The sequence below is a fragment of the Umezawaea sp. NPDC059074 genome, assembly GCF_042738955.1.
Lineage (GTDB): Bacteria > Actinomycetota > Actinomycetes > Mycobacteriales > Pseudonocardiaceae > Umezawaea.
This window is the reverse complement of record NZ_JBHYHC010000001.1, coordinates 64476-83293: the sequence shown is the minus strand read 5'-3', so window position 1 is coordinate 83293 and position 18818 is coordinate 64476. Positions and strand designations below refer to the sequence as shown.

Sequence of the window (18818 nt, the reverse complement as noted above, 5' to 3'; positions counted from 1 at the left end):
ATCCACGCCGAGGCGGAGGTCCCCCGGTCGTGAAGGCCCCCCGAATCCGACAGTACGTGGGGGGTCCGACAGTTTTGGCGGGGTGACGTTCGGGCAGGTCAGCGGGCGGAGAGGGCGAAGGCGAGGAGGCCGGTGGAGGTGAAGTCGATGGCGGGTTCGACGCTTTGCCAGGCGCCGACGTGGTCGACGTACCTGGCGTCGTGGCCGTCGTAGGGCTCGAAGTCGTTCACGGTGCAGGGTTTCATGCCTTCGAAGGCGTTCAGCTCGGTGAACTGGGTGGCGGCGTTGGGGCCGTTCACGACCGCGCCGGTGGGGGTGTCGCCGGTGAGGTTCGCGCCCTGGTGTTCGGGGCAGCGGGGGAAGGTGGTGCCGATGCCGATCACGAAGGACGAGCCCCACGCGTTCGCGCCCAGGGCCCAGCCTCGTTGGGTCGTGCCGAAGGCGTCGTAGCGGCTGTCGCCCGTGACGGAGTGGTGCAGGGCCGCGGTGATGACCAGGCCGAACGTGTGGGGCACGGAGTCGAACTCGGTGTAGACCGCCCCGGCTCCGAAGGGGTCCTTCGCGGCTCGGGACACGCCCTCGTCCAGTTGGCGTTCCAGGTCGGTGACCAGGCGTTCCTTGAGCGGGCCGTCCGAGATGCGGGCCAGGTCGGCGTGGGCGAGGGCGCTCACGTCGGCCAGGCCCAGCGTGCCGCGGGTGTCCGAGTCCAGGTAGGCCGTGGCCCAGCGGGCGGCGGCGGTCTGCCAGTCGGCGGAGCGCGGGTCGCCCAAGGTGCGGCCTGCCAGGGCCAGTTCCACGGCCGCGAACTCCAGGTCGTCCTGCCACGCCGTCTCGGGGTAGAAGGTCCGGGGGAACGCGGTCACCAAGGGAGCGCCGCTGGTGTCGGCCTTGGCGAACAGGGTCGCGGCGGTGTCCAGGGAACGGCGGGCGCTCGTCGGGTCGGGGGCGACCTGGGCGGACAGGGCGAAGGCGGCGGCCACGCGGCCCGCGAGGTTCGGGCTGACGGGTGTGCCCGGCTCGTTCGCGCGGAACACCGGGCGGTGCTTGACGTGGTACTTCGGGTCGCCGGGGGCCACGTCGAGCGCGTCGTCGTCCTGCGGGCGACGCCACACGTCGTGGTCGGTCAGCACGCCCTCGTTGCCCGCGCCGATGCCGACCTGGGCGTACAGCGTGGAGCCGTCCCACACGCGCCCCAACCAGTCCAGGCCGTAGCGGGCCTCGGCGGCGACGGCGTCGGAGTGGACCGGCGAGTCCCGCTGGGCCAGCAGCAGTTGGGCCGTGGCGTAGGACGTGGTGTGGGTGAACTTGAGGAAGTCGCCCGCGTCGAACCAGCCGCCCGACACGTCGACCGGGCCGCCGACCTTGGTCAACGCCGGGTCGAGGAGGGTCTTGCCGTCCGGGTCGTAGCGCGGGGCGGCGTACACGTCGGCGGCGCGGTCGGCCGTGTGGGCCGTGTCGTGCTGGGTGACGAAGAAGCGCGCGGTGTCCGCGACGGGACCGGCGAACAGGGCCTGCGCCGCGTCGATCCGGAACGGCGGGGACACCGCCCCGGCGGCCTCCACGCGGTACTGGCCGGGAGTGGTCACGGCCGTCAGGTCGAGCACGCGCACGGCTGGATAGGCGTCGCTCCAGCGGGCCGCCGTCGATGACGGAGCGCTTTCGAGCACAACCGTTCCACTTTCGGCCACGACCCGGAACGACTCCGGAGCGTCCGCCGCCATCAGGTAGGCGTGCTTCACGCCGTCCGTGACGAAACCCAGTTGGTCGACCCGGATCCGGGCCGACCCCTCGGTCGAGGACGAGCACGCGGCGGCGGTGACGAGCAGGGCCGCCGACATCAGGGGAACCAGGCGTGGGTGCACGCCCGGACTATGGCATTCGGAGCAGCGGGCGACCTGCCGAGGTGCTCAGCCGATCGCCCGGTTGCGCCTGCGCTGCGACAGCTCGTCGTTGCTGACGCCGTCGATCTCGACCCCGTCGGCGCGCTCGGCGGGGAACTCGTGGATGGTGCCGCTGATCTCCCTCATGGCCCCGCTCACCGCGATGCCGAACACGCCCTGCCCGCCCTGGAGGAGGTCGACGACCTCCTCGGGGGACGTGCACTCGTAGACGGTCGTGCCGTCGCTGAACAGCGTGATCCTGGCCAGGTCCTGCACGCCCCGCTTGCGCAGGTGCTCGACGGCGACCCGGATGTTCTGGAGGGAGACACCGGTGTCGAGCAGCCGCTTCACCACTTTGAGGACGAGGATGTCCTTGAAGGAGTACAGCCGCTGGCTGCCCGAGCCCTGGGCACTCCTTATCGTCGGGTTGACCAGTCCGGTGCGCGCCCAGTAGTCGAGCTGGCGGTAGGTGATGCCGGAGATCTGGCACGCGGCGGGCCCGCGGTAGCCGACGTACTCGTCTGGCAGCGAGGAGTCCGGGAACAGCTCACCTTGTTCCCCGGATCCGGCCCGGATGGGCGCTTCCTCTGCCACGCCTGCCTCCCCTCGGCCGGTCTGACGACCGGCGACCGTCACCGGTGGTCCCGCAGTCGGGGAACACCGGCCGTGAAGGGCCACGCTGTGGAATCACACCGTCGCAATTCACTCGAGTTCGACGGTAGGACCGGGTTGGGGGCAGGTCAACGCGACGCGCGGTACACGTATTTCCTCACCCTCAACCTGAGGGTGAGAGATTACGCCCACTTGACCCGTTCGAGTGACGTTTAGTGATCGTTTAGCCGAACGCCCATGACATTGGGTAGCGCGACCGTGGGACCCCTCAAAGTGCGGTCTCCGCGAACGCCGTCACGCTGCGTCGTCGCGCCACACGGCCGCGGACGCACGAAGGGCCACCCACGAGACTCGTGAGTGGCCCTCTCGGCGCGTTCAGGTGTCCGACTCAGGTGTCGGCCCCTCGAAAGTCCTCCGGCGAGATGGAGTCGAGGAACTCGCGGAACTTCTCGACCTCGTCCTCCTGCTCGTCCGGGATGATCAGGCCCGCCTCGGCGAGCACGGACTCGTCCGCGTGGATCGGGACGCCGACCCGCAGCGCGAGCGCCACCGAGTCGCTGGGGCGCGCGGACACCCGCACGTCGCCGTCGAACACCAGCTCGGCGAAGTACGTGCCCTCCTGGAGGTCCGTGATGCGGACCTGCTCCAGCTGGCGCCCCAGAGCGCCGATGACGTCCTTGAGGAGGTCGTGCGTGAGCGGCCGGACGGGCCGCACACCCTGCTGCTCGAGTGCGATGGCCGTCGCCTCGACGGAGCCGATCCAGATCGGCAGGTACCGCTCGCCCTCGGTCTCGCGCAGCAACAGGATCGGCTGGTTGGCGGGCAGTTCCACCCGCACTCCCACGACGCGCATCTCGCTCATCGGGTATCGCCTCCCTCAGCGCGCTGAACCACGGCGTCCCCGTACGACTACGAGGATCCTCCACGTACATCTTCGACGCTACCCGCCAAGCGGGCCCAGTGCCCCACTGGTGTCCACTTCGACATCACGATGCGGACACCGCGGTCAAGCGGCCGTGAGCTGCCCGGAAGCGCTATCCACCCGCGACACCGCGCAGGCCCGCCTTCACCAGCAGTGTGTGCAACGTGACCGAGAGCACTGCCAGTTCCCGCAGCACCTCCTCCGCCCGCCCGCGCGCGTCGGCGTCGCGCTGCCGGTAGAGCGGCGTGACGATCTGCTCCAGCAGACCCACCTCGCGGTCCGCGGACGCCCGGAACGCCCTCAGGTGGCGGGGTTCGATGCCGAACTCGGCCATCGCGCGCACGGTCGTCGCGACCAGCACGGAGTCCGGGTCGTAGAACCCGGCCGCGCCGGAGCGGACGATCCCGTACTGCTCCAGGTCCGCCAGCATCGTCTTGCTGAGGCCCGACTGGGCCAGGAGCTCCTCGCGGGTGAGCCGGGCCGTCGACGCCGCCTGCTGGAAGTGCTCGGCCGTCGGAACGCCCTCCACCGCCATCAGCGCGCGCCTCGGCGGCTCGTCGGCGGTGTCCAACTGCTGCTTGATGACCTTCAACGGGAGGTAGTGGTCCCGTTGGGCGGCCAGCACGAAGCGCAGGCGGTCGACGTCCACCGAGGTGAACTGCCGATAGCCCGAGGCAGTGCGGGCCGGGCGGACCAGCCCCTCGGATTCCAGGAAGCGGATCTTCGAGATCGTCACGTCGGGGAACTCGGGACGGAGCTGTGCCAGCACCGCCCCGATGCTCAACCCACCGCGCTGTGGCCGCCCGGCAGCCGTCACTGCTGCCCCTGGCCCCCGGCTCCCGGACCGGTCAGGAACACGAGGCGGAACTTGCCGATCTGCACCTCGTCGCCGTTCGCGAGAACGGCCTGGTCGACCGGCTCGCGGTTGACGTAGGTGCCGTTCAGGCTGCCCACGTCGATCACCACGAACTCCCCGCCTTCACGACGGAACTCGGCATGGCGCCGGGAGACCGTCACGTCGTCGAGGAAGATGTCGCTGTCCGGGTGCCGACCCGCGCTGGTGGTGTCGCGGTCGAGCAGGAACCTGGACCCCGCGTTGGGGCCGCGCTTCACCACCAGCAGGGCTGACCCGGCGGGGAGCGCGTCGACGCCCGCGACCGCGGGCTCCTGCGCGGGTGCCTCGGCACCCTCCACGTCTGCGAGGAAATCCGCCCGGAAAACGGAGGTCCGCTCCGGGGACTGCTCTGGCGGAACGCCTGGCCCGTCGTTCGTGCTCACCTGAGCTCTCCTCCTGCTGCTGGAACCGTCGAGACCACTAGAACCTATCGTGCCCGATTCCCCACCCGAGGAGCGGCTCCCGAACAGGCCGAGAAGACGTCGGAAGATCGTCGTCACTCCCCCGCCGCCAGCTCTTGGTACGCGGCCGCGTCGAGCAGGTCCTCGACCGCCGCGGGGTCGGCCAGTCGCAGCTCGATCATCCAGCCCTCGCCGTACGGGTCGGTGTTGACCAGGTCCGGCTCCTGGTCGAGCGAGTCGTTGCGGGCGACCACCTCGCCGGCGAGCGGCGCGTAGATGTCCGAGACGCTCTTGGTGGACTCCACCTCGCCGAGCGTCTGGCCGACGTCGACGGTTTCGCCGAGCTCGGGGAGCTGGACGAACACGACGTCGCCCAGTTGCTGCTGGGCGTAGTCCGTGATGCCGATGCGCACGGTGCTGTCACCTGTGCGCTGCACCCACTCGTGTTCCTCGGTGTACTTGAGCTCCTCGGGAATCACCGCGGTGCGCTCCTTCATGGTGGTCTTCCCCGCTCGCCCGGATGGACGAGTCCGTCTGCCTGTCGAGGCGTGATCTTCCCACGTGGCTCACCCGTTCAGGCAGCCACCACCCCCGGAGTGCGACGCGCGGCGAGCACCAGTTGGTACAGGTACAGGCCGGCGGACCAGAGGTACAAGGCACCACCCCAAAGCATGAACGCGTACGCGATCGGGCGAGCGATCTGCGCGGCGGTCGAGGCCCCCTGCGCGAGCAGCAGGACGGGGAAGGCGTAGAGCAGGTTGAACGTCGCGGCCTTGCCGAGGTAGCTCACCTCGAACGGCCCGTAGCCGAACCGGCGGAGGACCAGCAGGAACACGCCGACCAGCGCTTCCCGGCCCACGAGGACCGCCGCGATCCACCACGGCACGATCCCCCGGACCACGAACGCGAGCAGCGTGGCGAAGATGTACAGCCGGTCCGCCGCGGGGTCGAGCAACGTCCCCAGCCGACTGGTCTGGTCGAGCCACCGCGCGAGCTTCCCGTCGAGCCAGTCCGACGCCCCGGCGAGCGCCAGCACGACCACCGCCCACCCGTCGGCCTTGGGGCCGAGCAGCAGGTAGAGGAACAAGGGCACCCCGAGCAGCCTCAACACGCTCAACGCGTTCGGAACGGTCACCCACCGATCCACAGGCTCCCGACCAGCCACGACCACGTCCCTCACCACTCCCCCGTCACCGCACCGCCCTTGTACGGGTGGTCACGCGGGAATGCTAATCCCGCAGGTCGAACCCCACCCGGCCATGTGGGGTCCGGGTGGTTCGGGAAGGGGGTTCGGGGGAGGGCGTCGACGGGCGAAAACTGTCGGACCTCGGTCGTGAACAGCTCGAAGCCGAAGAACCACCAAGAGCGGCGACGGTGAGACATCTGGGATGACCCAGCGGGGGTGAGAAGACAGGGTGGTCACCGGCCGAGTCCGGCGCTCACGGAAGAAGTGGCCCCCGTGGATGGCGGAAGCGGGGCATGGCGAGCCGGTGGGAATCAGGAGACCGGGTAGTCCGCGATCGGGGACGCGGACCCGCGAAACTGTCGGACCCCTGTCGGAGCCTGGAATCGGGGACCCACCTGGTTGGGGGACTTCCGATGTGCCGAAGCCTGGCCGCGGCGCTGAGGGGTGTGACGCCCGTGTCCGCCGCGAATCGGGTTGGCCACCGGCGGGTCCAGCGGGAGGCCGGCCGGGTCCAGCGGGAGGCCGGCGCGGGGCGCGGCAACCGTGTCGGCCACCGGTGGTTCGAGCGGGCCAGTGGCCGGGCCGTGGTCAAGAGGCTGCGGAGTCGAGTGGGCAGGTGTGCCCTGGCCTTGGGTGTCGCGTGCCCGGCCGGGCGGCCGGCCGGGGGGTGACGTGCTGTCGGGTAGGGCCGACTTGGTGTCAGTTGCAGCGGGTGTGGGTCCAGCCGCGGCGCTGGAGGTCCGCGCCCGTGAAGGCGTGGGGGCGGCCGCGGTCGTCGACGCCTACCCAGCGGGCGCGGAAACCTTCGAGCACGTAGGCGTGGCCCTTGCTCCACACGACGCTGCACGGCGCGGTCGGCAGCGTGCGGGGCCTGGCCGTCGCGGTCTCGGGTTTGGTTTCCGTGGTGGTGCTCATGTGTATCCCTCCACTGGGACTGTCGTCGACGTGGTGTTCGGCGTTATCCACGTCTCATCGATTCTGCGGGACTGTGGCGGGGAACACCGACCGTTCCGGGGTGTCGCTCGCCCACCGAGCACCTGTCGGCGCTGAGCTGTCGGCCGACTACGCCGGGCCGTCCGCAGACTGATCGAGTCGACAACCGTTCACCGCTCGCCGCCTGCCGCACGTCGACCGACGAACTACACCCGCACTGATCAACTTCGCCGTAACCGCTGGTCAGCGGAAGATCCGGCGGACAACCTCGATCATCACCACGGCGGCCGACGAGACCGCGAGAGCGGTCGCGACGGAGCTGAAGTTGGTCGGGTCCAGCTCGAAGAACGACCGTCCGAACGGGATGAGCAGCACCAGCAGGAAGCAGCACCCCATCGTGGCGACGAGCGTCGACTTCCACCAGACGAGTGGTCGGGCGACGACGCCGAGCACCCACAGCGCGATGAGGAACAGGGTGATGACGGCGGTCGTGCTGTCCTGCGCCTGGGTCGTGCCGTTGTCCACCGCGCGGGAGATCCAGTACGCCGCGAAGGTCGCCACGGCCGCCACCGACCCGACCGGCACGGCCATCCGCAGCACCCGCCGGACGAAGCCGTCGCGGGCCCGGTCGCCGTTCGGCGCGAGGGCGAGGAAGAACGCCGGGATGCCGATCGTGAGTCCGCCGATGAGGGTCAGGTGCAGCGGCTGGAACGGGAACGGGAAGCCGACCACGCCGATCAGGATCGCCAGCAGCACCGAGTAGACCGTCTTCACCAGGAACAGGTTCGCGACGCGTTCGACGTTGCCGATCACCCGCCGCCCCTCGGCCACGACGAACGGCAGCGTGGCGAACCGGTCGTCCAGCAGCACGATCTGGGCGACGGCCCGCGTCGCCGGGCTGCCGGAGCCCATCGCGACGCCGATGTCGGCGTCCTTCAGCGCCAGCACGTCGTTCACGCCGTCGCCGGTCATCGCGACCGTGTGCCCGCGCTTCTGCAACGCGGCGACCATGTCCCGCTTCTGCGCGGGCGTGACGCGGCCGAACACCGTGCCCTCCTCGACCTCGTCGCCCAGGGCGGAAGGCAGCTGCCGCGCGTCGACCGGGGCACCGGCCCCGGCGAGCCCCAGCGACGAGGCGACGGCTCCCACGGCCACGGCGTTGTCGCCGGAGATCACCTTCACCGTCACGCCCTGGTCGGCGAAGTAGGCCAGGGTCTCCCCCGCGTCCGGCCGGACGCGCTGGGCGAGCACCACGAGCGCCATCGGCTCGACCTCGCCGGGCGCGGCGGCCGAGTCCACCGGCACGGACGCGCGGGCCAGCAGCAGCACCCTCAGCCCCTGCGCGCCCAACTCCTCGGCGGCGACCAGCGCGGCCGAGGCGCGCGGCAGCAGCACGTCCGCCGCGCCGAGCACCCAGTTCCCGTGCGCGCCGAAGCTCGCGCCGCTCCACTTCCGGGCCGAGGAGAACGCGGCGAACGCCGTCACCGGCCAGGTAGGCGCCGAGGGGTAGGCCTCGGCGACGGCGTGGAGGCTCGCGTTGGGTCGCGGGTCGGCGGCGGCGAACGCGGCGAGCACCTCGTCGGCCGCGAACCCGGCGAACAGCGGCCGGACCTCGGTCAGGCGCATGCCGTTCTCGGTCAGCGTGCCCGTCTTGTCCGCGCACACCACGTCGACCCGCGCCAGGCCCTCGATCGCGGGCAGCTCCTGGACCAGGCAGTTCCGCTGCCCGAGCCGGACGACGCCGACCGCGAACGCGACGCTGGTGAGCAGCACCAGTCCTTCCGGGACCATCGGCACCAGCGCGGCCACGGCCCCGCGCAGCGCGGACGGCAGGTCCTCGTTGCCGTGCAGCTGGCTGTAGATGATGAGTGCGCCGGCGGGCAGCAGGATCCACGTGACGAACCGCAGGATGCGGTCGATGCCCGCGCGCAGCTCGGAGCTGACGAGGGTGAACCGGCTGGCCTCCTCGGCGAGCTTGGCGGCGTACGCGTCGCGGCCGACCCGCGTGGCGCGGTAGCGGCCGGTGCCCGCGACGGCGAAGCTGCCGGACATCACCGGGTCGCCGGGGTGCTTCACGACGGGGTCCGCCTCGCCGGTGAGCAGCGACTCGTCGACCTCCAGCGCGTCCGCGCCGACGACCACGCCGTCGACGACCACGTTGTCGCCCGTGCCGAGTTCGAGGACGTCGTCGAGCACGACCTCGCTCGCGCCGACCGGGACCGCGGCCCCGTCGCGCCACACCACGGGCTTGGCCTCGCCGACGATCGCGAGCCGTTCGAGGGTCCGCTTGGCGCGCACCTCCTGCACGATGCCGATCAGGCTGTTGACCACGATGATCAGGCCGAACAGCCCGTCCTTGAGCGGGCCCACGACGACGATCACCGCGAACAGCGCGCCGAGCACGGCGTTGAAGCGGGTGAGGACGTTCGTGCGGACGATGTCGCCGAGCGTGCGCCCGGCCCGTGTCGGCACGTCGTTGCTCCTGCCGTCCGCGACGCGTTCCCGCACCTGCGCCGACGTCAGTCCGTACTCCAGGCGGGTCGCTTCGGGCATGGGCCGAGCGTAGAACGGCTGCCCGGACCCGGCTGATCGAAAGTGGCCTTTTCGAAGACGTCGGTAATGGATATTTGCAAGATGCCACTTCCCGGTGATCCTGGACTCATGCTCATCCACCCCTGGGACGCGGCGGCCGAGGACGAGTGGCGGCCGTGGCTGGCGGCCCGCGACTTCGGCCAGCTCATCGCGTCCGGCCGCGACCGCGACCTGCCGGTGGTCGTGCCGACGCACTTCGTGTTCGACGGGCAGGAGACGGTCCGGCTGCACCTGGCCCGCCCGAACCCGGTGTGGCGGGCGCTGGCGGAGAACCCGAACGCGGTGCTGGCGCTGGTCGACGACTACACCTACGTGCCCGCCGAGTGGGGCGGCACCGACGTCCCCACCTCGCACTACGCGGCCGTGCAGCTACTCTGCACCGCCGTGGTGCTCGACGACCCCGCGGCGAAGGCGGAGCTGCTGACCCGGCAGCTCGCCCACTTCGAGCCGCCGGGCGGGCGGACGTCGGTCGACGAAACGGACGAAGCGGACCGCAGGCAGCTGCCGGGGATCCGCGGCCTGGAACTGGTCGTGCGGGAGGTCCGGGCCAAGTTCAAGTTCGCCGGGAACAAGTCCGCCGAGGTCCGGCTGCACATCGCGGACCGGCTCGCCGAACGGGCCGGACCCCGCGACACGGCGGCGCGCGAGCACGTCCTGAACCGGCGCCCAGCGCATTAGCCTCGGCTACCGTGGAGTTCGGCCGCTTGACACGGGGGCCTCCCCCCGTGCGAGGTCCCGCGGCGGAAGAGGGTGCCAGTTGACCGGGGTCAGACGGTTGAGCACGACCGACCACCTGGAGATCCGCCGCTGGGCGGAGAGCAGGGAAGCCGCGCCGATCGCGCACCGGGCCGAAGGCCTCGGGTTCGACTTCCCGGACTACGACGACGACATCGACCCGATGACCTGGGACCGCTGGTTCGCCGAGTTCGACGCCCGTGACCTGGAGTTCGTCTACCAGGCGAGCGAGACCGAGCGGCAGACGAACTACTTCCTGCTCCGGCCGAGGAACCACGACCAGGCACTGACCACACAGGACGCGCGGGCACCCCGGTCCTTGTGATGGTTCATCACATTACGTACGGTGGTCCGTGCAGCGGTTGAGCCAACAGCCGCGCCGGGGAGTTCCGGCGGGCCCGCACGGCCTTTTTCGCTGCACACTCGTGGCTGTCGCGCCGCCTGTGCCCACCAGGACTCCCCACCTCATCCACAGGGCACAACAAGAGGAGATCCCACGTGACGGTCCAGGATCCGAACGTCGTGGACGCGAACCGCAACGAGCAGGCCATCGGCCTCGCGGTGAGCCACCCGGCGCAGGATGTCACCGTCGTGTCGGTCTCGGGCGAGATCGACATGGTGTCGGCCCCCGCGCTGCGCGGGTACGTCACCGCGAACCTGGTCGACGGCGGCACGTTCGTGCTCGACCTGACCGGGGTGTCGTTCCTCGGCTCGGCCGGGCTGGCCGTGCTGGTGGAAGCGGCCCAGCAGAGCAGAGCCAGGACGATCGCGTTCAGCGTGGTCGCGGCCGACCGGGCGGTGAGCCGCCCCATCGTGGCCACCGGGCTCGGCGAGGTGTTCGCCGTCCACCCGTCGCTCGAAGCGGCGTTGGGCTGAGTCCTCCTCAGCCGATGGGCGACACGACGTCCGCCACGTGCCGCACCCCGGACGCCTCCAGGGCCGTCCACACGGGGCTGCCGGGCGTGGCGAGCACCACCACCCGGTTGCCCGCGGCGACCGCCGCGTCGGCGACCGCGAACACCGCGTCCAGCGCGCCGTCCGTCTCCGCCCCCAGGTCGGACAGGTCGACCTCGACCGGGACCGAGCCGCCGCGCGCGGCCGTGAGCAGCGAGCGGCGCAGCGCGTCGCCGGTGTGCGCGGGCACGTCGCCGCGCACGGCCACGTGGACCCGCTCACCCCGTTCCTCCACCAGGACCTCGTGGCCGTGCCGCCGGGTCGGGAGGACCTCGGGGCGGCGGGCCAGCAGCGAGCGGCACAGGCGGACGGTCGTGCCGCCCGCGGCGCGCTCCACGACGACCTGGTCGACGTTCTCGCGCATCAGCAGCAGACCGCGGCCGCGGTCGGACAACGTCGTCGGCGGGACGCGCCACCGGCCGTCGTCCGCGACGACCACGACGACCGTGCCGTCGGGCTCGACGTCCGCGCCGACCCGCACGGTGCCGTCGACGTCGGGCGGGTAGGCGTGCTCGACCGAGTTGGACACGGCCTCGTTGACGGCCACGACCAGGTCGTAGGCGGCGTCGTCGTCCACCCCCAGCGCGACCAGCCAGGCGTCCAGGGCCTTCCGCAGGTCCGCGAGGCGCGTCGAACGGGTCCGGAACACGAGCGCGAACCCGTCGACGGCGTCCTCGCCGTCGACTCGGTGCCCGAGGCCCTCACTGGGTGGTTGCGCGCGCATCAACCGGGACTTCCCGCAAACAGCCCCGTCTACACGTGTGAAGCGGGACTGATTCGGGTAGAGGTAGGCCATGGCCAGAACTACAGGACGGACAACGAGGTGAGCGTGTCGCAAACGGAGCCGCACCGCGGTGAGTCGGAGAGCGGTCTGCAGGGCGTCGAACTGCGGATGGCGGCGAACCCGACGCAGTTGTCGATCGTCCGCGCCGTCGCGGCGGACATCGCGATGCGCCAGGACTTCGACCTCGACTCCATCGAGGACCTCAAGCTCGCCGTCGACGAGGCGTGTTCCACGCTGATCGCGCTGGCCGCCCCGGACGCCGTGCTCAGCGCCCGGTTCGTGGTGACCGACGGCGTCGTGCAGGTCGCCACCCGCGTGGCGTCGAAGCGCTCGTCGCCGCCGGACCGCGACAGCTTCGGCTGGCGCGTGCTGAGCGCGCTGGTGGACTCGGTGACGACGTGGGTCGCACCGTCGGCTGGTGATGACGAGTACGTGGTGCACATCGACCTGGTCAAGCGCGGGTTGGTGGATGCGTGACCGAAACCGGCGCGGAGACCACCACACCGGCCTCCAGCGGCTCGTCCAGCACGCGCGGTGACTACGACCACCTCGCGCCGCTGTTCGTCACGCTGGCGGCCACCCCGGCCGACGACCCCCGCCGGGAGCGGCTGCGCGACGAACTGGTGACCGAGCACCTGCCGGTCGCCAAGCACATCGCGCGCCGGTTCGGCAACCGCGGCGAACCGCACGACGACCTCGTGCAGGTGGCCACGGTGGGCCTGATCAACGCGGTCGACCGCTTCGACCCCGAGCGCGGCAGCGACTTCCTGTCGTTCGCGGTGCCGACGATCATGGGCGAGGTCCGGAAGTACTTCCGGGACTCCAGCTGGTCGGTGCGGATGCCGAGGCGGCTCAAGGAGCTGCACCTGGCGATCAACGCGGGCTCGTCGCGGCTGTCGCAGACGTTGGGCAGGGCGCCGACCCCGAGCGAGCTGGCGACCCACCTGGGGTTGACGCGGGAAGAGGTCCACGAGGGCCTGGCGGCGGGCAACGCCTACCACAGCGCGTCGCTGGACGACATGCTGCTGGCGGACGACAGCTCGATCTCGCTGGGCAACACGCTGGGCGCGGAAGACCCCGAGATGGAGGTGATCGAGCAGCGGGAGGCGTTGCACCCGCTGCTCGAGCAGCTGCCGGACCGGGAGCGGAAGATCGTGGTCATGCGCTTCTTCGGCAACATGACGCAGACGCAGATCGCCGACAAGATCGGGATCTCGCAGATGCACGTGTCGCGCCTGCTGGCGAAGACGCTTCGCCAGCTGCGCGACGGGTTGCAGGAGTAGCTCAGGCGACCTTGAGGCGACGACGGGCCGACGCGATGATCTTGCGTCGCTCGTCTTCGCCCATGCCGCCCCACACGCCGTAGGGCTCCTGCGCCTGGAGCGCGTGCTGGCGGCACTGCTCCAGCACGGGGCACGCGGCGCAGATGCGCTTGGCCTGGTCCTCCCGCAGCGAGCGGGCCGAGCCGCGCTCGTTGTCCGGGTGGAAGAAGATGGCGCTGTTGGCGCCGCGGCAGTGTCCTTCCATCTGCCAGTCCCAGACGTCGGCGACCGGCTTGGGCAGGCGAGTGGTGCAGGTCATCACGGTCTCCTCAGCGGTAACTGTTCGGCGACCCTGAACTACCCGCACTCCCGCCGGGCGCAAACCTCTCCCATACCGCTTTGTCGCGATGATCACCGATCGGGCGACGGACGGCCGTCCGGTTCCTCCCGTTCCGACCGGTCGGTCGCGCTCCCCGGCGGTATTCGACAGGGTCCGGAATTCGGTGCGCTGACCTCTTTCTGGCCATGATTCGAAAGCTCGGACCGTGGTCCCGATCGATATACTTCGAACAACTCCGGACCGCGGTTTCCGCTCCGGGTTCTCCGAGTCCGCGCGCCGCACCGACAGGACGTGCCGATGACCGCCGAACTGACCGACGGCGACTTACCCGGTTTGTTCCGCGACGCCGACCGGGCGTCCGTCCGGGGCCAGCGGTTGACGGTCCTGCTCAACGCCGTCCGGCTCTACGGCGCGGGGGCCGCGGCCCTCGGCGGGGCGCTCTCGTGGAAGCTCGGGTTCTTCGACGTCTGGGGCGGTGTGGCGCTGGTCGGCTTCGCCGCCGCGCTCGCCGCCGAGGTCATGCTGGTCATCCACCAGCCGGAGCGCGACTGGTACTCCGGCCGGGCGCTGGCCGAGTCGGCCAAGACGCTCGGGTGGCGGTACGCGGTCGCGGCCGAGCCGTTCGCCGAGGACGTGCCCGCGAAGGAGGCGCGGCGGATCCTGCGCGAACGGCTCGTCGAGATCGCGGAGAAGGGAAAGGACCGCGTCACGCTGAGCAGCGACGAGGCCGTGATCACGCCGCGGATGGCGGAACTGCGGGAATCGCCGTTCGCCGAGCGCAAGGCCGCTTATCTGCGCGGGCGCGTCCAGGACCAGAAGGACTGGTACGTCCGCAACGCCGAGAAGAACAAGCGACGGGCGTTGGGCTGGCGGGTGCTGCTGATCGTCGGCGAGGTGCTGGCGGTGGCGCTCGCGAGCGGCCGCGCGTTCGGCGTGTGGGACCTCGACGTCTCCGGCGTCCTCGCGGCCGCTGTGGCGGGCTCGGCGGCGTGGTTCGGCCTCAAGCAGCACACGGCGCTGGCGTCGGCCTACTCCGTGACGGCCGCCGAGCTGAGCCTCACCCGCAGCAGGATCGTCGACACCGACGAGGCCGAGTGGGCCGCGGCCGTCGCCGACGTCGAGGGGGCCATCAGCCGCGAGCACACCCTGTGGCTCGCCTCCCGCTCCGGCGCGGCGCACTAGTCACAGGTCCCCACACTCTCCAACCCGACAGTCGACACGAGTGGGTTGCCGCACAGCACAAACCGAGACACTGCGCCAGCACCGTCCGGCGACTATCACGATCACGGGACCGTGGTTGAGCTTGGCGTCAGACAGACTGTTGAGCGAAGGGATCCCGCCAAACCAGACGTGGCCAGGCACCACTGCAGGTCAAGCAGGGTCTAGGAACCGGACTCGTTGATGAAGTAGACGAGAGACAGCAACGTCAAGACATATGCGAGCGCAGCGGCGGCATCAACTGGAGACGCGACCTCAGAGCCGTGGATCGCCGCCGAAGCGCGACGGACGATTGACATCCCTCGCACGGCTACCGCCTGCGGTAGGACCTCTCGCTTCGCAAGCAACGCCAAGCCACGCATTGAATCAGGGCCAACATCTGTTCGTACACAAACTGCCTCGACGATCGACCTGACCATGGTTAGCACCGCCAAGTAGGCACCCGACGCATAAGCGAGGCAGGCCGCCTCGTAAGTCGTCACCAGGTCGGCTGGAGCAAACATGACAAGCGGGTTGAACGAGGCGGGTGCACCTGACTGGATGATGACCGATCCCCCGTGGGACACCACCTGTGTAGAGGAATCCGTGGTCGTGGTGGACACCGGCAACCTCAACTCCGACTTCAGCTCATCAGCACGACCTGCGAGGTTAAGACGCTCGCTGCGCCCGAGTTCATAGAGCTTCTGGAAGTGATCCAGATCTCCATCAAGTGCTGAGACCAAGTCGCGAACGACTGGCCAACCTGGGACTCGCTTGCCTGTCAGGACATCGTTGATCGTCGACGGGCTGCGGCCAGTGCGGTCGGCCAGCAGGCGATATGACGGTTCACTTCGGCTCAGTCGAAGCTCGCGCAGTTCAGACACCAGACGTGACTCACCGAACGTCGGTTCGTCGCTGTCGCTCAAATCTTTCATCTGTTCCATCCCCGTTGCCCGCCTCCCAGACCTTAACGTAGCATCGTTCTCGAACGTTCTCGAACGTTCTCGAATGAGGAGGCGTAGTGGTCGACTGGCGTTTGATCGCACTCGTGGGTGTCTTTGCAGCGGTTGCCTGGGTTACCCGCAGGCGCGAAGAGTGGATCCAACCACTCGGCGTCGCGGCTGCGGTGACCGTCTTGGTGGCAGGTTTGCTCTTCCTTGGAATCCCCCTGATCAAGTGAGCGTCGCTCCGGCGCGGCGCACTAGTCACAGGGCGAGCAGGAGCATCCCGCCGAAGTAGAGGCACGCGAGGGCGACCGCGCCGAACACGAGCACCCACAGGGTGCCGGGGACGCCGGTCAGGCGGGCCAGCTGGTCGGCGTCGGAGCTGGGGGCGCGGCCGCGCACGCGCTTGCGCTGGAGCTCCCACACCGGGCGGACGCCGCCGAACAGCAGGAACCAGCAGAACAGGTAGCCGAAGGCGTTCTGGACGTCCACGGTGGCGAACCAGGACACGGCGAACACGATGCCGCCCGTGACGACCACCGAGATGACGCCGAAGACGTTGCGGATCATCACCAGCATCGCGATCAGCAGCGCGGTGCTGCCCCACAGCATCGGGCGGATCTGGTCGGCCGCCACCAGCGCCGCCCCGCCGAGGCCGAGCAGCGAGGCCGCGACGTAGCCCGCGAACCCGGTCAGGACCATGCCGAACCCGGTCGGCTTGCCCCGCGACACGGTCACGCCCGAGGTGTCCGAGTGCAGCGTGATCCCGGACAGGCGGCGGCCGCTGAGCAGCGCGAACAGGGCGTGGCCACCCTCGTGGGCGATGGTCACGACGTTGCGGCTCACCCGCCAGATCCCCCGGCTGAGCACGAGGACGAGCGCCACCAGCGCCGATCCCAGGACTACGGCGGCGTCCGGCCTGTCCCACAACTCCGTGATCGTCGACACCGCACCAATACTGCCAGTCAGGATTCGCGGGCCGCCCCGCGCACGATCGCGATGGCCTCCTCGACGTGCGCGCGGTGCGTGCGGTGGCTCAGGACGCACAGCCGCAGCGTGTGCTTCCCGTCGAGCCGGGTGCTGGACAGGAAGATCCGGCGGGTGCCGTTGATGCGCTGGAGCAGCCGCTCGGTGGTGGCGTCGCCGAACGGCGAGCGGAACACCACCACGGTCAGGTCCGGCTCCAGCGGCACCTCCAGGTTCCGGTCCGCCGACAGCTCGCGGTGCACCAGCGCGGCCAGGTCGAGCTTCTCGTCCAGCTCGGCGCGGAACGCGGCCACGCCGTGCAGGTGCAGCGGCAGCCACAGCCGCAGCCCGCGGTACTCCCGCGTCAGCTCGGGCCCGAGGTCGGCGTAGTCGGGCAGGTCGTGCTCGCGGTCGATGTCCTGGAGGTAGTGGCCGTCGTCGGCGTGCGCGGCCCGCAGCCTGGCCTCGTCGCGGACCAGCAGCAGCCCGGTGCCGTAGGGCAGGAACAGGCTCTTGTGCGGGTCGAGCGTGATCGAGTCGGCCCGGTGCACGCCGTGCAGGACAGCCTGGCCGCGCTCGGTGAGCTGGAACGAGCCGCCGTAGGCGCCGTCGACGTGGAACCACAGGCCCTCGCGCCCCGCGAGCGCCCCCAGCGCGTCCAGGGGGTCGACCGTGCCGGTGCTGGTGGACCCGGCCGTGCCGACGAGCAGGAACGGCCTCAGCCCGCGCGCCCGGTCGTCGGCGATCAGCGCCTCCGCGGCGTGCAGGTCCATCCGCAGGTCCTCGTCGACCGGCACCACCCGCACCTGCGCGGAGGTGAACCCGGCGATCCGGGCGGCCTTCGCCACGCAGTAGTGGGTGTGCTCGGTGACGTAGATCGTGCCGAGCGGGTCCGGCCCGCCGAGCCGGTCCTCGCGGGCGGCGGTCAACGCGGCCAGCGTGGCGATCGACGCGCCGGACGTGACGACGCCGCCGGCGGTGTCGGGCAGGTCGAAGGCGCGGCAGAACCAGCGGAGGACCGCGTGCTCCATGGCCACCAGCGCGGGCGCGGTGTCGGCGACGCCGGTGAAGCGGTTCACCGTCTGCGCCAGGGTTTCCGCGAGCACCGAGCTGAGCAGGCCGCCCGACGGGAAGTAGCCGAGGTAGCCGGGACCGTTGGTCTCCACGGCGTGGCCCGCCGCGCGGGTGAACGTCGCCAGCAGCTCGTCGAACGCTCCGGGCCGCTCCGGCGGCTCCACCAGGAACTCGGCCAGGTCGACCGGTTCGGTGTCGCTGGCGGGCGCCTTCTCCAGCCCCGCCACGAAGTTCTCCACGAACGCGCCCACGGCGTCGGTCCACGCGCTCCGGGTTTCCCGGTCCGGTTCCAGCATGGCGGAAGGCTAGGTCGGGCCGTCAGCGCCGATCTTGTACGTTCTTGCGCCGGTAGTGGCCGGGCGCGACGCCGACGATCCGGCGGAAGTGCCGGGCCAGGTGCGACTGGTCGGTGAAGCCGACCTCGACGGCCGCGCGGGCGACGGGTGTGCCCACGTCGAGCAGCGCGCAGGCGCGGCGGACCCGGAGCTGGTTGAGGTAGGCGTGCGGCGGCAGGCCGTGGCTGGTCCGGAACGCCCGCAGCAGCGCGAACTGGCCCGTGCCGACCTCGGCCGCCAGTTCGGTGAGGCTGGGCGGGTCGGCCATCCGCTGGTGCAGGATCTCGCGCGCCGCCTCGACGTCCCGGCTCCCGCCGGGCGCGGCCGGGACGTGCGGGCCGCCGTAGTCGCGCAGCAGCACGGCCAGCGCCTGGCCCAGCAGGGAGCTCGCGGCCAACCGGTCCGCGGTCTCGGCGGCCCGGTGCGCGGCGACGACCACGGCGGCCGCGACGGGGTCGTAGACGATGCTCTCGGCGAACCACGGGCTCGCGGTCCCGGCGACCTCGGCCAGCACCGCCACGTCCGGGTAGAACGCCCGGTAGGCCCAGCCGTCCTCACCCGCGGGGCGCCCGGTGTGCACGACACCGGGGTTGATCATCACGACGCCGCCGGGCAGGACCCGGTGCACGGACCCGTCGAGCCACAGCTCCTCGACGCCGACGTCGGCCACGCCGATCGCGAACGTGTCGTGGCTGTGCCTGCCGAACTCGTGCCGCCGGAAGTGGGCGCGGATCAGGTCGACACCGGGCACGGCGGGGTGCCGCCAGTAGTGGACGTCGTCGACAGCGGTCACCCCGTCCACAGTA

Annotated in this window: 21 protein-coding genes; 6 read left to right on the top strand and 15 right to left on the bottom strand. The window is 70.7% G+C overall.

Annotation, left to right across the window (positions count from 1 at the left end; translation table 11 throughout):
- Positions 1-98 precede the first annotated feature (98 nt).
- From ACFWW9_RS00385 to ACFWW9_RS00345, 9 genes are all read right to left on the bottom strand, one after another.
- The gene (locus ACFWW9_RS00385; protein ID WP_390370205.1) at positions 99-1862 is read right to left on the bottom strand and encodes a glycoside hydrolase family 9 protein; all 1764 of its coding nucleotides are present in this window, start codon (positions 1860-1862) and stop codon (positions 99-101) included.
- Positions 1863-1907: 45 nt separating this feature from the next.
- Positions 1908-2474: a MerR family transcriptional regulator gene (locus tag ACFWW9_RS00380; protein WP_390370204.1), complete on the bottom strand. Its 567-nt coding sequence runs from the start codon at positions 2472-2474 to the stop codon at positions 1908-1910.
- A gap of 406 nt (positions 2475-2880) precedes the next feature.
- The gene (locus ACFWW9_RS00375; RefSeq protein WP_259627294.1) at positions 2881-3354 is read right to left on the bottom strand and encodes a bifunctional nuclease family protein; all 474 of its coding nucleotides are present in this window, start codon (positions 3352-3354) and stop codon (positions 2881-2883) included.
- A 172-nt stretch (positions 3355-3526) separates the two neighbouring features.
- Positions 3527-4231 carry a MerR family transcriptional regulator gene (locus ACFWW9_RS00370; protein ID WP_390370203.1) on the bottom strand — a complete coding sequence of 235 codons (705 nt, stop codon included), beginning with the start codon at positions 4229-4231 and terminating at the stop codon, positions 3527-3529.
- Entirely contained in the window at positions 4228-4692 is a 465-nt protein-coding gene (garA, locus tag ACFWW9_RS00365; RefSeq protein ID WP_390370202.1) for a glycogen accumulation regulator GarA, read from the bottom strand. Before garA ends, ACFWW9_RS00370 begins: the two co-directional genes overlap by 4 nt.
- A 113-nt stretch (positions 4693-4805) precedes the next feature.
- The gene (gene gcvH, locus ACFWW9_RS00360; protein WP_390370201.1) at positions 4806-5207 is read right to left on the bottom strand and encodes a glycine cleavage system protein GcvH; all 402 of its coding nucleotides are present in this window, start codon (positions 5205-5207) and stop codon (positions 4806-4808) included.
- Between the two features lie 77 nt (positions 5208-5284).
- On the bottom strand, positions 5285-5845 hold the full coding sequence (locus ACFWW9_RS00355; RefSeq protein ID WP_390370200.1) for a CDP-alcohol phosphatidyltransferase family protein: 561 nt from the start codon (positions 5843-5845) through the stop codon (positions 5285-5287).
- 750 nt (positions 5846-6595) lie between these two features.
- Positions 6596-6811, bottom strand: a complete 216-nt coding sequence (locus tag ACFWW9_RS00350) for a hypothetical protein (RefSeq protein WP_390370199.1) — start codon at positions 6809-6811, stop codon at positions 6596-6598.
- A gap of 261 nt (positions 6812-7072) precedes the next feature.
- Positions 7073-9382, bottom strand: a complete 2310-nt coding sequence (locus ACFWW9_RS00345) for a cation-translocating P-type ATPase (protein ID WP_390370198.1) — start codon at positions 9380-9382, stop codon at positions 7073-7075.
- Between the two features lie 108 nt (positions 9383-9490).
- Here ACFWW9_RS00345 and ACFWW9_RS00340 point away from each other — a divergent pair, with 108 nt between their 5' ends.
- The 3 genes from ACFWW9_RS00340 to ACFWW9_RS00330 all read left to right on the top strand — a co-directional run bounded on the left by ACFWW9_RS00340 (position 9491) and on the right by ACFWW9_RS00330 (position 11032).
- Complete coding sequence (locus ACFWW9_RS00340) at positions 9491-10099, top strand: FMN-binding negative transcriptional regulator (RefSeq protein ID WP_390370197.1); 609 nt, start codon at positions 9491-9493, stop codon at positions 10097-10099.
- Positions 10100-10196: 97 nt separating this feature from the next.
- On the top strand, positions 10197-10481 hold the full coding sequence (locus ACFWW9_RS00335) for a hypothetical protein (protein ID WP_390370196.1): 285 nt from the start codon (positions 10197-10199) through the stop codon (positions 10479-10481).
- Positions 10482-10654: 173 nt separating this feature from the next.
- The gene (locus ACFWW9_RS00330; RefSeq protein WP_390370195.1) at positions 10655-11032 is read left to right on the top strand and encodes an anti-sigma factor antagonist; all 378 of its coding nucleotides are present in this window, start codon (positions 10655-10657) and stop codon (positions 11030-11032) included.
- Positions 11033-11039: 7 nt separating this feature from the next.
- On the opposite strand, the gene ACFWW9_RS00325 is transcribed toward ACFWW9_RS00330, so the two are convergent.
- Complete coding sequence (locus tag ACFWW9_RS00325; RefSeq protein WP_390370194.1) at positions 11040-11834, bottom strand: ATP-binding protein; 795 nt, start codon at positions 11832-11834, stop codon at positions 11040-11042.
- A gap of 105 nt (positions 11835-11939) precedes the next feature.
- Here ACFWW9_RS00325 and ACFWW9_RS00320 point away from each other — a divergent pair, with 105 nt between their 5' ends.
- Together ACFWW9_RS00320 and ACFWW9_RS00315 are read left to right on the top strand one after the other, a co-directional pair.
- On the top strand, positions 11940-12371 hold the full coding sequence (locus ACFWW9_RS00320; RefSeq protein WP_390370193.1) for an ATP-binding protein: 432 nt from the start codon (positions 11940-11942) through the stop codon (positions 12369-12371).
- Positions 12368-13177: a SigB/SigF/SigG family RNA polymerase sigma factor gene (locus tag ACFWW9_RS00315; RefSeq protein WP_390370192.1), complete on the top strand. Its 810-nt coding sequence runs from the start codon at positions 12368-12370 to the stop codon at positions 13175-13177. The genes ACFWW9_RS00320 and ACFWW9_RS00315 overlap by 4 nt, the downstream gene beginning before the upstream one ends.
- A 1-nt stretch (position 13178) precedes the next feature.
- Here the strand turns inward: ACFWW9_RS00315 and ACFWW9_RS00310 are convergent, their stop codons facing one another.
- A complete protein-coding gene (locus ACFWW9_RS00310; protein ID WP_390370191.1) occupies positions 13179-13475 on the bottom strand; it encodes a WhiB family transcriptional regulator in 297 nt (98 codons plus the stop codon).
- 318 nt (positions 13476-13793) lie between these two features.
- Between ACFWW9_RS00310 and ACFWW9_RS00305 the strand changes: the two genes are divergently transcribed.
- Positions 13794-14678 carry a DUF4231 domain-containing protein gene (locus tag ACFWW9_RS00305; RefSeq protein WP_390370190.1) on the top strand — a complete coding sequence of 295 codons (885 nt, stop codon included), beginning with the start codon at positions 13794-13796 and terminating at the stop codon, positions 14676-14678.
- A gap of 200 nt (positions 14679-14878) precedes the next feature.
- Here the strand turns inward: ACFWW9_RS00305 and ACFWW9_RS00300 are convergent, their stop codons facing one another.
- The 4 genes from ACFWW9_RS00300 to ACFWW9_RS00285 form a co-directional block, all read right to left on the bottom strand.
- Positions 14879-15637: a helix-turn-helix domain-containing protein gene (locus ACFWW9_RS00300; protein WP_390370189.1), complete on the bottom strand. Its 759-nt coding sequence runs from the start codon at positions 15635-15637 to the stop codon at positions 14879-14881.
- A 261-nt stretch (positions 15638-15898) separates the two neighbouring features.
- Entirely contained in the window at positions 15899-16585 is a 687-nt protein-coding gene (locus ACFWW9_RS00295; RefSeq protein WP_390370188.1) for a M50 family metallopeptidase, read from the bottom strand.
- Between the two features lie 17 nt (positions 16586-16602).
- Entirely contained in the window at positions 16603-17973 is a 1371-nt protein-coding gene (locus tag ACFWW9_RS00290; RefSeq protein ID WP_390370187.1) for a pyridoxal phosphate-dependent decarboxylase family protein, read from the bottom strand.
- Between the two features lie 22 nt (positions 17974-17995).
- Positions 17996-18805, bottom strand: coding sequence for an AraC family ligand binding domain-containing protein (locus ACFWW9_RS00285; protein WP_390370186.1), 810 nt, complete (start codon positions 18803-18805; stop codon positions 17996-17998).
- Between the last annotated feature and the right edge of the window lie 13 nt (positions 18806-18818).